Consider the following 15,829-nt stretch of genomic DNA (forward strand, 5'->3'; position numbering starts at 1 on the left):
CTACGCGGCGGTGGTCGTATCGGCGGCGATCATCGCCTCCACCGGCATGATCGCGGAGCCCAGGGCCACCGCGTCGGCGCCGAACGTGGACGGATGCAGGTCGAACTGCGCACCCGGCCGGGCGAGACTGTGCGCCCGGATGGCCCGCTCCAGCGGCTCGGCGAGGCGCTCCATCAACCGCAGCCCCACCCAGCCGCCCACGATGATGCGCTGCGGATTGGCCAGATTCACCATGTTCGCCAGGCCCAGGCCGACCGTGTCGACCACCTCGTCGCGCAGCGCCGCCGCAGCAGCGTCGGACTCGGCCGCGTCGAGGAACGCGCCGATCGCCTGCCAGCCCGCACCGTCGAAGACCCCGCCGGCGCGCCGCCACGCGTCCAGGATGGCGTCGGAACCGACGTACGCCTCCAGGCAGCCGTGGCCGCCGCAGCGGCACGGCAGGCCGCCGCGCTGCACCTTCGTGTGTCCCCACTCGGCCGCGCTGGACGCGTACCCGTGGGTCAGGCGGCCCTCGTTGACGATGCCGAGACCGACGCCGCGGCCCAGCAGCGCGACCAGGCAGTGCTCCACGTCGCGGGCGGCGCCGAACCACAGCTCCGCCTTGGCCTGGGTCTTGGCGCCGTTCTCCGCGAAGACCGGGACGTCCGCGGCCAGCAGACGCTCGACCGGGACGGGCGGCCACGGCAGGGTGGGCGCGTAGAGGATCTGCCGGTCGTCGGCGTCAAGTTCCACCAGGCCGGGCAGGCCCAGGCCGATGCCGAGCAGGCGCGGCCAGGCGTACGGATTGCGTTCGCGCAGCGCGGCGAGCGCGTCCGCGAGGTCCTGGGCGATGGTCTCGGCGGACTCCTCGTGGCGGCCGCCCCGGAACTCGCGGTCCACCCGGTTCATCGTCAGGTCGAACAGTTCGACCGTCACGCCGTTCTCGCCGACGTCCGCGCCGACCGAGTACGCGGCCTCCGGGCGCGGGCCGATCAGCGCGATCGGCCGCCCGCCCCGGGACGAGACCGAGCCGTTCTCCTGCACGAGGCCCTCGCCGATCAGCTCGGCGACGAGCTTGGTGACCGAGGCCGGGGAGAGGTCGCAGACCTGGCCGAGCTTGGCCCGGGTGGTCTCCCGGGACAGGATGATGTGCCGCAGCACCAGCGAGCGGTTGCGCTGCCGCAGCGACGTCACCGTGGATGCCTCGGGGACGGTGAACCGTGCCCGCCCCGAGGTGTAACTGACGCCCATATGCCTCCGACAGCCGCTACCTGCGGACATGTCTACACCGCGGCGGGCGGCCAGTCCATCGGGGTAGGGGTGCCCCGGCTGGTGGGCCGGGGCACCCCTACGGCGGCTCAGTGGCCGCGGCCCCACGGCCCGGTGATCGCGAAGACCAGTCCGGGCGCCTGGATGTTGGCGAACAGGATGTCCGCGTTCTGACTGAACGTCGGCCCGGCGAACTCGCTGTCGTTCAGCTCGTTGCGGGCCATCGCGTACGCCTCGCCGCGCTCGGTGAGGCCGACGAGGTGGCTCAGGCCCTCGCCGTCCTCGGCCATCATCAGCCCGCCCAGCGGCGAGACCGTGATGTTGTCCGGGCCGTCGAAGTTGCCCTCCTGCGCCGGGTCCCGGTTGACCCCGAAGATGGTCTTGAGGGTGATCGTGGCGCGCCTCGGGTCGTAGAACCACACCTGGCCGTCGTGCTCGTTGCGGCTGCCGTCGTCCTTGCGGGCGTACGAGGCGACGAAGTAGATGCCGCCGTCGCCCTGCCACTGGCCTTCCAGCTTGCGGCTGCGGGTGACCTGGTCGTCGGTGAACTGCTTGCGCACCGACACCGTCTTCGCGAGGCGGTCCGGCACGTCGACCCAGGTGACGTCGAAGCGGGTGCCGGGCTCGGTGGCCTCGGACAGGTCGGCGACGTGCCCGCCGTCCCGGGTGCAGCGCATCGCCTCCAGGGTGCCCGCGGTGTCGCCGCCGGGGCTGAGCGCCAGCTCCCGCAGCGCGCCCTTGCCGCCCCGGAAGCGGCGCGGCGGGGTCCACCGGAAGTACAGGCCGAGCGGCGCGTTGGCGTCCTCGGTCAGGTAGATCTGGCGGGTACGCGGGTCCACGGCGACGGCCTCGTGGGCGTACCGGCCGAGGAAGGCCAGCGGCACCGGGTCCCGGTTCGCCTCCTTGTCGACCGGGTCGACCTCGAACACGTACCCGTGGTCCTTCTGGAACACCCCGCCCGCGCGCTGCTCGGTCTCCTCGCAGGTCAGCCACGTGTTCCACGGGGTGATGCCGCCCGCGCAGTTGTTGTGCGTGCCGGCCAGGCTCACGTACTCGCGCAGCCGGGCGCCGTGCCGGTCCACCTCGATGTTGGTGGTGCCGCCCCCGGCGCCGGGGTCGTAGGTGAGGCCCGGCAGGGCGGGCACCCGGTACGGCTCGGTGCCGTTGATCTCGTGGTTGTTGACGAGTACCCAGCCGGTGCGGGAGCGGAAGCAGGCCGTGCCGTCGGCGTCGCTGGGGGTGGGCTGCCCGGTCTCGAGCAGCGTCTCACCGGCGTGCGCGACGACCTGGTAGCGGAAGCCCCGGGGGAGCGCGAGCAGTCCCTTGGGGTCGGGGACGAGCGGGCCGTAACCGACCGCGGGGCGGCAGGCGGCCTGGGCCTCGACGGGACCGGCGATCGCCTCGAGGCTGCCACCGATCGCGATGCCGAGGCCACCGGCCATACCGGCGCGCAGCACGCTGCGCCGGGGGAACGCGCTGGACATGTTTCCTCCATGGGTACGGGTGGACGGTGTCCCGTACCCAAACGATCCGGTGCGGCCGGGCCTCCCCCTACCCGGCTACCGATCGGTGAACACTCTGTGAAACATCCGGCACGGTGCCCGGCACGCGCGACGACGCGTGCCGGGCACCCGGATTCCGGTGTTACGGCCGGACCCGCTCGACCGCGAGGGTCCAGTCGTCGAGGCGCAGGGACGTCGCCCCGGCCACCACGCCCGCCTGGACCTGCACCCGGTAGGTGCCCGCGGACAGGAACGGCGAGGTGCGCTCGATCGCGTGGCTCTCCCAGTTGTCGGTGGTGCCGCTGCCGGAGTCGAACGCGAAGTCGGTCCCGACCTGCGGGCTCATCTCGAAGAACGTGCCGTTGGGCCGGATCACGACGATGCGCACGGAGCACCAGCCGCCGCCTGCGCAGAACGACTCGGCGCTGAATCGGGCGTCGATCATCTTGCGGGTGCCGCTCGGCACGACGATGCTGGTGATGGCGCCGGGCACGCCGACGAACGCGGCGGAGCTGGTCGACCAGGCATCGCTCTGGTGGACGTAGCGCTGCTGGTCGGTAAACGTGCCGGTGCGTCCGGTGATCACGGCATGCGCGACCGTGCCGGTGAGTACGACGGCCGCGGATGCGGCCACTGCGGTGAGAATCTTGGCAAGCCTGGACATTACGGTCTCCCTCAACTCCCGCGCCGCGGCCCCCCTGCCGGACGCTGGGTATTCAGAGTGGCGGTACAAAAGGTGCAATGCCACAAAAATCAGCCCGAGGTCCTTGATCCGACACCTCCGCGTGGATCGTCCTCCAAGGACCTCCCGTGCTGCCCGCGCCCCGGGCCGACAACGGCGGTTCGCGCTGCGTCGCAGGGGTAAGCATCCACAAGGGAGGGGCGCCCCCCGATCCTCTGTAGAAGCTCATCGGCGGGCTGTTTCCGCATGATCAAGTTAGGCGCACCTAACTAAAGCTGATAGCGGACGAACTGGCCGAAACGGATGCACGACCCTGGGACCGGATGGAGACTACGGTCATGACGGCGACCTCGACGGACCTCGACCAACTGTCGATCAACGCGATCCGTGCGCTCGCGATGGACGCGGTGCAGGCCGCGAACTCCGGGCACCCCGGCACTCCGATGGCGCTGGCGCCGGTGGCGTACACGTTGTGGCAGCGGTTCCTGCGCTACGACCCGGAGCTGCCGATCTGGGCCAACCGGGACCGGTTCGTGCTCTCCGCCGGACACGCCTCCACGCTGCTGTACTCGCTGCTGCACCTGTCCGGCGTCAAGGCGGTCAACGCCGACTACGAGACCATCGGGGAACCCGCCGTCTCCCTCGACGACCTGCGCAACTTCCGGCAGCTCGAGTCGAAATGCCCGGGTCACCCCGAGTACCGGTGGACCTCCGGGGTCGAGACCACCACCGGCCCGCTGGGCACCGGCATCGCCACCAGCGTCGGCATGGCGATGGCCGAGCGCTGGCTGGCCGCCCGGTACAACCGGCCCGGCTTCGGCCTGTTCGACTATGACGTGTACGCCCTGTGCGGCGACGGCGACATGATGGAGGGCATCGGCCAGGAGGCGGCCAGCCTCGCCGGTCACCTGCGGCTGGCCAACCTCTGCTGGATCTACGACAACAACCGGATCACCATCGAGGGCGATACCGGCCTGGCGTTCAGCGACGACGTGGCGACCCGCTTCATCGGGTACGGGTGGAACGTCACCCGCGTCGGCGACGCCAACGACCTGGCGATGCTGGACCGGGCGTTCACGGTGTTCCGGCGGGAGAACGACCGGCCCACCCTGATCATCGTCGACAGCCACATCGGGTACGGCGCCCCCACCAAGCAGGGCACCGCGGCGGCGCACGGCGAACCGCTCGGCGTCGACGAGGTACGGGCGGCCAAGGAGTTCTTCGGCTGGCCCACCGAGCCGACGTTCCACGTGCCCGCGGAGGTCTACACCCACTTCGCGAACGGCTCCGGTGCGCGCGCCGGCGAACTGCGGCACAAGTGGGAGGCCGAGTTCGCCGCGTACGCCCAGCAGTTCCCCGACCTGGCCGACGAGCTCAACCGCATGCAGAAGCGCACCCTGCCCGCCGGCTGGGACGCCGACATCCCGACCTTCGAGGCGGACCCGAAGGGCCTGGCCACCCGCGAGTCCAACGGGCGGGTGCTCAACGCGGTCGCGGGCCGGGTCCCATGGCTGGTCGGCGGCTCAGCCGACCTGGCCCCGTCCACCAAGACGCTGATGAAAGGCCAAGGGTCCTTCGAGCCCGGCGCCTACGACGGGCGCAACCTGCACTTCGGGGTCCGCGAACACGCCGCGGCCGCGGTCGCCAACGGGCTGGCGCTGTCGAAGCTGCGCGCGTACCAGGCCGGGTTCCTGATCTTCCACGACTTCCAGCGCGGCGCGGTCCGGCTCTCCGCGCTGATGGAACTGCCGGTGATCCACGTCTACACCCACGACTCGATCGGGGTCGGCGAGGACGGGCCCACCCACCAGCCGGTCGAGCACCTCGCCTCGCTGCGGGCCATGCCGGGCATGATCGACCTGCGCCCGGCGGACGCCAACGAGGTCGCCGAGGCGTGGCGGTTCCTCATGCCGCTGCGGCACGAACCGGTGGCGCTGGTGCTGTCCCGTCAGGCGCTGCCCACCCTCGACCGGTCGAAGTACGCGCCCGCGTCCGGCCTGGCCCGCGGCGCGTACGTGCTGGCCGACCCGCCCGGCGGCGACCCCGAGGTCATCCTCGTCGCCACCGGCAGCGAGGTGTCGCTCGCGGTCGCCGCGTTCGAGGAACTGACCGGCGAGGGGGTCCGCTGCCGGGTGGTGAGCCTGCCGTCGTGGGAGCTGTTCGCCCGCCAGCCGAAGGAGTACCAGGAGCAGGTGCTGCCGCCCGCCGTGACCGCGCGGGTGGCGATCGAGCAGGCGTCCGCGTTCGGCTGGGAACGGTACGTCGGCACCGAGGGCGCCATCGTGGCCATGTCCACGTTCGGCGAATCCGCGCCGCTGAAGGCTCTGCTGACCCGGTTCGGCTTCACCCCCGAGGCGGTGGCGCAGAAGGCACGGGAGCAGATCGCCCGGCACCGCGGCACCGACGCCTCGGTCAGCGCCCCGGACCACGGCTGACACGCGAAACATCCGCCCCGCGTCTGCGGAGCGGATGTTTCGTCAGGCCGGTACACCGGAGTTGCGGCGCCGGTGTGCGGCCGGCCCGGTCAGCCGTTGGCGCGGAACGCGACCCAGGCGTCGCTCATCCGCTTGGCCTGACCGGGGGTGAACATGTTCATGCAGGAGTCCTGCGTGTAGTCCATGAAGTTGTGGATCGGGTCCAGCCCGGGCGCGGAGCAGGTGTCGGCACCGTCGGGGCAGTTGTACTGCGCGACCGCCTCGGCGGGCGTGTCGTCGACGTGGTCGCCCTTCTTCTTGCAGCCGTTCTCGAAGGTGTGCTCCAGCGCCAGCCAGTGCCCGGTCTCGTGGGTCAGGGTGTCACCCTCGGAGTAGTCACCGAGGTTGCCGCCCGGCATCGTCTCGCCGATCATCACCACGCCGTCCATGAAGTCGCGGCCGTTCGTGGTGACCTTCTTGGGGAAGTACGACCAGCCGAGTACGCCGTCGGCGATGTTGGCCGCGTACACGTTCAGGGTGCGGGCGTCGCCTACCTTCAGCGCCTTCTTCATCGCCTTCTCCGGCTTGCCCGGCTCGATGTTGTACCAGGCGCTGTTGACCGTCCACGTCGTACCGGTGAGCTTGAACCGGAACGGCGTGTCCGACGCGTCCTTGGCGGTCTTACCCGAGTACGAGTCGTTCAGCACCACCATCTGCGCCGCGATCATCTTCTGCCACCGCGCCTTCTCCGCCGCGCTGAACGCGTGGTCGGAGAGCATGTGGAAGACCGTGGGGACGGTGACGCTGCCGTTCGGCAGGCGCTTGGAGTTCTTCATGCCCTCGTACATCTTGGCGTCGGTGCTGCCATACAGCTCGGGGTCCTTGGCGCTGCTGCCACGGGCCAGGCGGGCCTCGGTGGGCGCCTCCTCGGCACACGCCTGGACGGCGGGGGAGGCCGCCAGGGCCGAGGCGGCAGGGACGACGGACGCCGCACCGGACGCGACGACCATCGCGGCCCCACCGGTCAGCAGCGCCAGCCGCTGAGTCCAACTCGTGTGCATAGTCTGCGCCCTTCCGTGATCCGGGATCGCCGGCCCGGCGGTCCGCGACGTTTCTCGCGGGCGCCGTCCGTGCGGTGTGCACGTTGGCCGGGATCGCCGTACCTGTCGGCCGCGGTGCTCAGCGCAGACTCAAGCGATGATCAAAGCTGGCTCAAGGTCGGTCCGCTCGGGCCGACGCAGACCCGGTTGCGGCCCTCGCCCTTGGCCGTGTAGAGCGCCTCGTCCGCGCGCGCCAGCACCGTCGCCGGCGTACACGCCGCGGTGGCGGCCGTGACGCCGACGCTCACCGTCACCGGCAGCCCGCCGGTGATCTGCGCCCACGGGTGGTCGGCGACCGCCCGGCGCAGATCCTCCAGCCGGAACGCGGCGCCCGCCAGGTCGGTACCGGTGATGGCGACCAGGAACTCCTCGCCGCCGAGCCGGGCGACGAACCCCGACGGCCCGGTGGGGATGTTCTCCAGCAGCTCGGCGACCGTGACCAGTACCCGGTCGCCGGTGCCGTGCGAGCGCAGATCGTTGACCCGCTTGAAGTGGTCGAGGTCCAGCAGGGCCACCGCCACGTCCGTGCCGTCGGTCTGGGCCTGCGCCAGCAGCGCGGGCAACCGCTCATCGACCGAACGCCGGTTCTTCAACCCGGTCAACGGGTCGTGGCGGGCCTGCTGCCGGAACGTCTCGGCCTGCCGCCGGGCCTCCTGCACCTCGAGGACGGCCTGCCGGTTGCGCGCCTGCGCCTCCCGCTGCTCGCAGCGCAGGTCCTTCTCCGCGAGGTGGTACTCGTGCAGCGTCGCGTAGGCGCGCTCGAAGTCGCGGGCCGCGGCGTACAGCTCGCTCTGTTCCTGCAGTGCGCGCACCGCCAGCAGGCGGAGCCCGTGCGTCTCGCACAGCCGCCGGCTCTCGTCGAGGGTGGCCTGCGCGGCGGCCAGGTCGCCACGGCACCGCTGGGCCGTGGCGAGGGTCTGCAGGAGCTCCGCCTCGGCGTCGGACTCCGCCTTCTCCGTCGCGTACCGGGCGAGGGCCTGCCGGGCCATCTGCTCGGCCGCGTCGTAGTCGCCGAGGCGCAGCCGCACGTGCGCGAACGTGTCGAGCTCCGAGGAGTCCAGTTCCCACCCGGACGCCACGCTCACCTCGCGCAGCCGTTCCAGCACCGCCTGGGCGCGCCGGGCATCGCCGAGCGTGCATTCCTTGTACGCGTAGTTGTTCAACGCCATGGTGCGGCAGCTGATGTCGTCCACGCCGATCGCCGCCCGCTCGGCCTGCTCGTACCGTTTCCGGGCCTCGGACATCGAGCCGGTGTCCGCGAACGCGTCGGCCAGCTTGACCAGGTACGAGATGTGCTGCGCCGGCCCGGTCCCCTCGTCGAGGGCGTCCACGGCCTGCAGCATGTGATCGAGGTTGGCGCTCAGGTCACCCATCGTCAGATGGGTGCGGGCCAGCAGCATGTGCGCCCGCGCCAGCAGCGGCCGGCAGTCGTTGTCGGCGGCCCACGCCTGGGCCTGCCACATCAGCTTCACCGCGTCGGCCAGGTCACTGCGGCGGTCGAGCAGGTCGGCGCGCAGCAGCCGGGCCTGCCACCGCACCCGCTCGGCCCCGGCCGCCGTGGCCGCCTCCTCCAGCGCCACGACCCTGGGCAGGGTGTCGTCGACGTCATACCCGCCGTGCTTCTCCAGCTCGTCGAGCTGCGCGGACAGGTTCGCGGCGATGCGCGCGGCGCTGTCGTCGGGGCTGGGCGCGGTGCGTGGCCGGTGTGTCGCCGACACGTCCATCGCGCTGCCTCCCCCCTGGGTCCATCCCTCTGGCGGACCCCACCCCGATCCTGGGCGCTCATCGACGTGGGGGCGCGCGACATGAGACTTCCGGACCCACCGCGATCTTGCGTACGCCCGGCACCCGGCCGTGATTGTCCCGCCGCCCACACGGGCTCACACCGGCCCCAGCAGGCACACGAGACCGTGGTCACATCGCTACGGTGAGCGAGCATGCGGTGGGCGGCGCGATTGACAGTCGGCCCGAAGCGCGTCTAGTCTCGCAACGCAGTGAGAACTCTGCGCCACGCTGGGCGCAGGCCGGTGTCGAGAGGCGCTGCGACGGACCGGAGCCGCTGATGCGGACCGGGTCCGCCACGCTCGGCTCATGGCTTACGAATCACCAAGGGCGCCTCCTACCGGAGGTGCCCTTTCTGCATCTCCCGGTACGTGGAAGCCCTGGCCGGTCCACCCGGCTCAGGCACACATGGAAGGGACGCGATGAGCGCCAAGCTGCAAGAGATCAACGGGGTCCAGTTCGCGGTGGCCGACCTGTCGCTGGCCGCCTTCGGCCGGCACCAGATGCGCCTCGCCGAGCACGAGATGCCCGGCCTCATGTCCATCCGCGAGGAGTTCAAGGCCGCGCAGCCGCTTCGTGGCGCGCGGATCGCCGGCTCGCTGCACATGACCATCCAGACCGCCGTGCTGATCGAGACGCTGGTCGCGCTCGGCGCGCAGGTGCGCTGGGTGTCCTGCAACATCTTCTCGACCCAGGACGAGGCAGCCGCGGCCGTCGTCGTCGGCCCCGAGGGCACGGTCGAGGCCCCCTCCGGCACCCCGGTCTTCGCCTGGAAGGGCGAGACGCTGGAGGAGTACTGGTGGTGCACCGAGCAGCTCTTCGACTTCGGTAACGGCCTCGGCCCGAACATGATCCTCGACGACGGCGGCGACGCCACCCTGCTCGTACACAAGGGCGTCGAGTTCGAGGCGGCCGGGGCGGTCCCCGCCACCACGGCCGAGGACAACCACGAGTACACGATCATCCTCGACACGCTGCGCCGCAGCCTGGCCTCCGACCCGCAGCGGTTCACCAAGATCGCCGGCGAGATCAAGGGCGTCACCGAGGAGACCACCACCGGCGTGGCCCGGCTCTACAAGTTCGCCAAGACCGGGGAGCTGCTCTTCCCGGCGATCAACGTCAACGACTCGGTCACCAAGAGCAAGTTCGACAACAAGTACGGCATCCGCCACTCGCTCGTCGACGGCCTGAACCGGGCCACCGATGTCATGCTCGGCGGCAAGCTCGCCGTGGTGTGCGGCTACGGCGACGTCGGCAAGGGCTCGGCCGAGACGCTGCGCGGCCAGGGTGCCCGCGTCGTGGTCACCGAGATCGACCCGATCTGCGCGCTGCAGGCGGCGATGGACGGCATGCAGGTCGCCCGCCTGGAGGACGTGGTCTCCGAGGCCGACATCTTCATCACCACCACCGGCGGCACCGAGATCATCACGGTCGAGCACATGGCCGCGATGAAGCACAACGCCATCGTCGGCAACGTCGGCCACTTCGACGACGAGATCGACATGGCCGGCCTCGCCAAGGTGCCGGGCATCGAGAAGGTCGAGGTCAAGCCGCAGGTCCACGAGTGGCGCTTCCCGGACGGGCACGCGGTCATCGTGCTCTCCGAGGGCCGCCTGATGAACCTGGGCAACGCCACGGGCCACCCGAGCTTCGTGATGTCGAACTCGTTCACCAACCAGGTGATCGCGCAGATCGAGCTGTGGACCAAGCCCGGCGAGTACGACAAGCAGGTCTACGTGCTGCCGAAGCACCTGGACGAGAAGGTCGCGCGGCTGCACCTGGACGCGCTCGGCGTCCGGCTGACCACGCTGACCAAGAAGCAGGCGGAGTACCTGGGCGTGGACGTCGAGGGCCCGTACAAGCCGGAGCACTACCGGTACTGACGACGTGTCCGGTGCGCCGCCTCGCGGTGGCGCACCGGGCCGTTCCTACCGCGGCGCCAGGGCCGTCCGCAGTGTGGTGGCCACCTGGTGCAGCGCGGGCTCCGCGGCGTCGAACATGGCCATCTTGCGGAAGAAGCCGTGCCCCACGCCGAGATAGCGCACCGCGACCGTCGGGACACCCGCCTCGGTGAGACGGTCCGCGTACCGTTCCGCCTCGTCGCGCAGCACGTCGTTGCCGGCCGTGAGGATCAGGGTGGGCGGCAGCCCGGCCAGCTCCGCCCGCAGCGGTGACACATCGGGGCCACTTCGGTCGCCCGGCACGTACGCGTCCCAGTAGAAGCGCATCTCGTCGGCGCCGAGGTCGTCGTCGCCCGCGTCCGCGTAGTTCATGTCCGGGTCGATGACCGGATACACCAGCACCTGACACGCGTACGGGCGGCCGTGGTCGCGGGCCCGGCGGGCGACGACCGTGGCCAGGTGCCCGCCGGCCGAGTCACCGGCCACCCCGACGCGTTCGGTGCTCACACCCAGCGTCTCGGCGCCGCCGTCGTACAGCCAGCGGACGGCCCGCTCGGCGTCCTGCAGGGCGGCGGGATGCGGGTGTTCCGGCGCGAGCCGGTAGTCGACCGCCAGTACCGCACAGCCGGACAGCGTGGCCAGCCGACGGCAGATTCCGTGGTGGGTCTCGAAACCACCCATCACCCAGCCGCCGCCGTGCAGATACACGAGCACCGGCGCCAGCGCGCTGCCGGGATGGTAGAGGCGACACGGTACGCCGTCCGCGTCGACGTCACGCTCAATCGCCGCCGGTGCGATGTCACCCACCTCCACGGCGGCGGCGTCCACCATGCTCCGCCGCGCCGCTGGAAGGCTCTCGCGGGTCAACGCCGCGCCGGGCTGAACTGCGGTGGCCGCGCGGGCCTGGGGGTGCGGAGGCATGGGCGCTCGCATTTCTCGTCGGCGGCAACTCGCGCCACCCTATCGACCGGATGTGCCTGCGCCGCCGCGCCGTGTGGGGTCATCCACGCGCACTGGTGACCGCCCGCGCGGACGGCCACCGTCGACCGCGTCCGATCAGTCCCGTCCGCCGCTTCCGGCGGCGGAGCGCAGCCGGCGCACCCATCCGGCCGCCGTGTGCCTCGGCACGTCGTAGTGGGCGGCCACCGCGGAGGTACTGCCGAGCCGCTTCTGCACGGCCGCCAGATCCTCCGGCGCCCGCCGGTACGCCCGCCCGGCCGCCTGCGTCGTCGCGCCGCGCCGGGTGGCCTTCGCCGCCGTCTTGCGCGCGGCGCCGGCCTTCGCGGTCGCCTTGCGCGCCGTACCCCGAGGGGTGGTCTTCGCGGGTGTGGCGGCCGGGGTGGTGGCCGTTGTCTTGGCCGGCGTGGTCTTGGCCGGCGTGGTCTTGGCCGGCGTGGTCTTGGCCCGCGCGGTCTTGGCCCGCGCGGTCTTGGCGGCGTTCTTCGTTGCCTTCGCGGTCGGCGATGCGGCCTTGGCCGTCGTGGCCTTCGCGGCCGACTTCGTGGCCTTGGCGGTGGGCCGGGCGGCCTTCGCGGCGCTCTTCGTGGCCGTGGCGTTCTTCGTGGCCGTGGCGGTGGTTCGGGCGGCCTTCGCGGCGCTCTTCGTGGCCTTGGCGGTCGGCGGTGCGGTCGCCGCGGCGGCCTTTGTGGTCTTGGGCCGTACGGTCTTCGTGGCCTTGGCGGTCGGTCGTGCCGTCTTCGCGGCCGTGGACTTCGCGGCGGCCTTCGTCGCCTCGGCGCCCGGCCGTGTGCCGTTGGCGGTCGTCGGGTTGGCGGTCACCTGCGCGGCCGCACCGCGCGGGGCCGACCTGCGGGCCGCCTTCTTCGCCGGGCCGCGACCCGGCGCCGTGCCGCTTGCCGTCCGGGTGGCGCCGCGTCCGTTGCTGGTCGCCGCGCCGGCCTCATCGCCCGGCGCCGCCGGGACCTCGTCGGCCGGTGCCATGGAATCCGTGACCGTCACGGGCTCCTCAGCGGACACGGGCGCGGTGACCACTTCCGCCGCCGGCGTCGCGGCGTCGGCCGGGGCCGGCGCGTCCTGCGCCGTCGTGTCGGCCGCTGTCGCGGTGTCCGCCGCGAGTGGGGCCTCCTCGGCGGCATCCGGTGCGGCGGCATCCGGTGCGGCGGCGCCGATGGCGGAGGCGGCCGGCTCGGCGGTGCCGCTGGGGAGGGTGTGCTCCGGGTGCGGTGCCACGGCGCTGATCGCCCGCAGCAGCAGGCCGACGTCGACGTTGGGCATCTGCCGTTCGCCGGTGAGGCCCTCGGCGGCGTGCAGGTGCACATCGGTGATGCGCACGTGGCCGTCCGCGGCGCCGACGACGAGGGTCGTGGTGACACCGTCGTCGTGATGGGGCGTGATGGTGATGGTGTACTTGTCCATGACAGTCCTTCGGGGAATGGGTATTGAGCCCGCGCACTGAGCGCCTTCCCCCGAGAGGCGATGACGCCGACCGTACCGACGTTTGGTGAGGGTCGCCAATGTACCCGCTTGTGTAGAGGTGAGGTTAGCTCACCTGTCCGGGAACGGATCTCTTCGCTATCCGCGCACGGCGTGATAGACATGCATCCCCGTCGATTTGCGTCCGCGAGGATGTTGGCCATGGGTCAGTTGACTGTCCGGTCATTGGTGATTCCCGCGATTGTCGCCGCGCTCGCGCCCTGGACACCCGCCGCGGTGCCCGGTCCGGGCGGGGGGCCACCGGTGGCGCCGCACGCCGCCGGGGTCACGCAGGCGTGGACGCCGCCGCTGAGCACCCGGGGCCGGTACATCGTGGACGCCACCGGGCAGCGTTTCAAGCTGCGTTCGGGCAACTGGCACGGCGCGAGCGGCACGTGGAACGGCTCGGGCGACGCGACCGACAACGCCAACCATCACGCGGGCGAGAACTCCGGGCGCATCCCGCTGGGATTGGATCGGGCCCCGATCGCCCGGATCGTCGAGGGTTTCCAGCAGATCGGCGTCAACAGCGTACGGCTCCCGTTCTCCAACGAGATGGTGCACGACCAGCAGCCGGTGACCGACGCGGCGGTGGCCGCGAATCCGCAATGGCGCGGCCTGACGCCACTGCGGGTGTACGACGCGGTGGTCGCGGCGCTGACCGGCGCGGGCATCGCGGTGATTCTGAACAACCACACCAACACGACCCGCTGGTGTTGCGGCGTCGACGGCAACGAACGGTGGAACGCGAGCCAGGCGGCGTCGGCGTGGGAGGACGACTGGCTGTTCATGGCCCGCCGCTACCGCGACAACCCGAGAGTCGTCGGTGCCGACCTCTACAACGAGGTACGGCGTTCCGTGTGGGACGACCCGAACTGGGGGCTGGGCGACGCCCACGACTGGTTCGCCGCGTCGCAGCGAACGGGTGACCGGATCCTGCGCGAGGCCAATCCCGATCTGCTGATCATCGTCGAGGGCATCAACTGGACCGGCATCCCCGTCGACGGTTTCCCGCACGGGCGCCCCACCCTGACGCCGGTGCGTTCGCTGTCGCACACCCTGGTGGTGTCCGGGAAACTGGTCTACTCGGCCCACTTCTACGACTACACCGGGCCGAACCACACCGGGGCGACCGGCATCGGCGAGACCAGCGACCCGCGCTACCGCGACCTGAGCCGCGACCAACTGTACGACGTGCTGTACCAGCAGGCGTCCTACGTGGCGGCGGAGACCGACCGGCACTTCACCGCGCCGGTGTGGATCAGTGAATTCGGCGCGGACGGAAACTCGTCGGCGCCGCAGATCACCCGGGACTGGTTCACCAACTTCGTCGACCATCTCATCCGTACGGACGCGGACTTCGCGTACTGGCCGCTCGTGGGGTGGCTGGAGAACCGGGGCAACAACGGCTGGGGGCTGTTGTTCTGGGACCCCTCGGGTCGCCGGGCGGACGTGTTCAGCGGCGGCGACTGGCGGGCCGACGCCTGGGCCCGGCTGGTCGGCTCCGCGGGCCGGACCGGTCCGGTCGACGCGGTGCCGCGCTGGTCGATGCTGAGCCCCGACCACGGTGACTTCATCCAGTCGCTGCGGATGCGCGCGCGCCCCGACTGGGATTCCGGCGCCCGCAAGGCGGCCTGCCCGGACGGGCAGCGGCTCATCGGCCTGGCGCACACCGGCAACCGCGGGTTGTGCACCGATGTGACGGCCGCCGATCTGTGGGCGCCGTCGGGGGCGTACACCGTCGTGACCGACGAACGGTACGTCCAGCCGGGCAACGACTGGGCGTCGGGTTACACGAAGCTGCAGTGCCCGGCCGGGTCCTTCCTCATCGGCTACGCCGTCCGGGGGGCCGCGGTGTCGAGCGCGTTGTGCGCGGCGTCGGGCGCCGCGCTGGGCACGGCCGGGCGCACGGTGTGGTTCGACCGCGGCGACAACCGCCCGGCCGGTGGCGCGGGCGGCGACTTCGCGTACGGCCGGTACAAGGGCCAGTGCGGCGGGCAGGAGTACGCGGCGGGCATCGCGTACACGGGCCGGTTCGGTTCGTCCCGCACGCCGGACGCCCTGTACTGCCGCAGCCTGCGCTGACCTTCGTTCGGGAGAAGTCATCGACGGGTATTGACGCCGATTCCGGAATGATGTGTCATTCATTAATGGCACGCACCGCTGAACCCGGCCGCCGCGACGCGATCCTCGACGCCGCGCACACCGTCTTCGCCCGCAAGGGCTACACCGCCGCGAGCATCGCCGACCTCGCCGGTGAGCTGGGCATCGGGCACGGCACGGTGTACCGCTACTTCGGCAACAAGCGCGACGTCGCCTCGGCCGTGCTCGACCGGGCGCTGGCCCGCATCGCCGAGGTGGTCGCCGCCGAGCTGCCCGACGCCACCGGCACCCTCGCGGAGTACCGCGCCCAGGTGTGGCGCATCGGCCACCGCCTGTACGAGCTGTTCGCCGCCGACCCCGCCCTGGGCCGGCTGGTCTTCTTCGACCTCGCCACGGTCGACGACGACCTGCGCGGGCGGCACCGCGAGGCGCTCGACCGGTTCGCCGACTTCACCGCCGCGTACCTGAGAAACGGGGTCGACCGCGGCTTCCTGCGCCCCGACCTCGACGTCGAGGTCACCGCCCGCGTGGTCAACGGCATGGTCTTCGAGGGCGCCGCCCAGGTGGCCCGCGACCCCGCCGCGCTCGAGTTGCGCGACGCCTGGATCCGCGCCGTCGTGACCCTGATGTTCGACGGCCTCGCCGCCCCCACCCCCTGAAAGGA

General features: G+C 71.6%; 11 protein-coding genes. 4 read left to right on the forward strand and 7 right to left on the reverse strand.

What is annotated here, in order from left to right; all coding sequences use genetic code 11:
• The 3 genes from EV385_RS18060 to EV385_RS18070 all read right to left on the reverse strand — a co-directional run bounded on the left by EV385_RS18060 (nt 1) and on the right by EV385_RS18070 (nt 3,414).
• A complete protein-coding gene (locus tag EV385_RS18060; RefSeq protein ID WP_130510524.1) occupies nt 1-1,230 on the reverse strand; it encodes an ROK family transcriptional regulator in 1,230 nt (409 codons plus the stop codon).
• Between the two features lie 107 nt (nt 1,231-1,337).
• On the reverse strand, nt 1,338-2,732 hold the full coding sequence (locus EV385_RS18065; RefSeq protein ID WP_130510525.1) for an alkaline phosphatase PhoX: 1,395 nt from the start codon (nt 2,730-2,732) through the stop codon (nt 1,338-1,340).
• Between the two features lie 160 nt (nt 2,733-2,892).
• On the reverse strand, nt 2,893-3,414 hold the full coding sequence (locus EV385_RS18070) for a hypothetical protein (protein ID WP_130510526.1): 522 nt from the start codon (nt 3,412-3,414) through the stop codon (nt 2,893-2,895).
• A 356-nt stretch (nt 3,415-3,770) separates the two neighbouring features.
• On the opposite strand from EV385_RS18070, the gene tkt reads away from it, so the two are divergent.
• Complete coding sequence (gene tkt, locus EV385_RS18075) at nt 3,771-5,867, forward strand: transketolase (protein WP_130510527.1); 2,097 nt, start codon at nt 3,771-3,773, stop codon at nt 5,865-5,867.
• Between the two features lie 89 nt (nt 5,868-5,956).
• Here tkt and EV385_RS18080 read toward each other — a convergent pair whose 3' ends face one another.
• Both EV385_RS18080 and EV385_RS18085 read right to left on the reverse strand, forming a co-directional pair.
• Nucleotides 5,957-6,907 carry a zinc metalloprotease gene (locus tag EV385_RS18080; protein ID WP_130510528.1) on the reverse strand — a complete coding sequence of 317 codons (951 nt, stop codon included), beginning with the start codon at nt 6,905-6,907 and terminating at the stop codon, nt 5,957-5,959.
• A 140-nt stretch (nt 6,908-7,047) separates the two neighbouring features.
• Nucleotides 7,048-8,670, reverse strand: a complete 1,623-nt coding sequence (locus EV385_RS18085; RefSeq protein ID WP_130510529.1) for a tetratricopeptide repeat-containing diguanylate cyclase — start codon at nt 8,668-8,670, stop codon at nt 7,048-7,050.
• A gap of 480 nt (nt 8,671-9,150) precedes the next feature.
• On the opposite strand from EV385_RS18085, the gene ahcY reads away from it, so the two are divergent.
• Nucleotides 9,151-10,611, forward strand: coding sequence for an adenosylhomocysteinase (gene ahcY / locus EV385_RS18090; protein ID WP_130510530.1), 1,461 nt, complete (start codon nt 9,151-9,153; stop codon nt 10,609-10,611).
• Nucleotides 10,612-10,656: 45 nt separating this feature from the next.
• Here ahcY and EV385_RS18095 read toward each other — a convergent pair whose 3' ends face one another.
• Both EV385_RS18095 and EV385_RS18100 read right to left on the reverse strand, forming a co-directional pair.
• Nucleotides 10,657-11,550, reverse strand: a complete 894-nt coding sequence (locus EV385_RS18095; RefSeq protein WP_130510531.1) for an alpha/beta hydrolase — start codon at nt 11,548-11,550, stop codon at nt 10,657-10,659.
• A 135-nt stretch (nt 11,551-11,685) separates the two neighbouring features.
• Entirely contained in the window at nt 11,686-13,005 is a 1,320-nt protein-coding gene (locus EV385_RS18100) for a hypothetical protein (RefSeq protein ID WP_130510532.1), read from the reverse strand.
• Between the two features lie 219 nt (nt 13,006-13,224).
• On the opposite strand from EV385_RS18100, the gene EV385_RS18105 reads away from it, so the two are divergent.
• On the forward strand, nt 13,225-15,147 hold the full coding sequence (locus EV385_RS18105) for a glycoside hydrolase family 5 protein (protein WP_130510533.1): 1,923 nt from the start codon (nt 13,225-13,227) through the stop codon (nt 15,145-15,147).
• 65 nt (nt 15,148-15,212) lie between these two features.
• Nucleotides 15,213-15,824, forward strand: a complete 612-nt coding sequence (locus tag EV385_RS18110) for a TetR/AcrR family transcriptional regulator (RefSeq protein ID WP_165449524.1) — start codon at nt 15,213-15,215, stop codon at nt 15,822-15,824.
• Nucleotides 15,825-15,829 lie beyond the last annotated feature (5 nt).

It is taken from the genome of Krasilnikovia cinnamomea, assembly GCF_004217545.1.
Classification (GTDB): Bacteria; Actinomycetota; Actinomycetes; order Mycobacteriales; family Micromonosporaceae; genus Actinoplanes; species Actinoplanes cinnamomeus.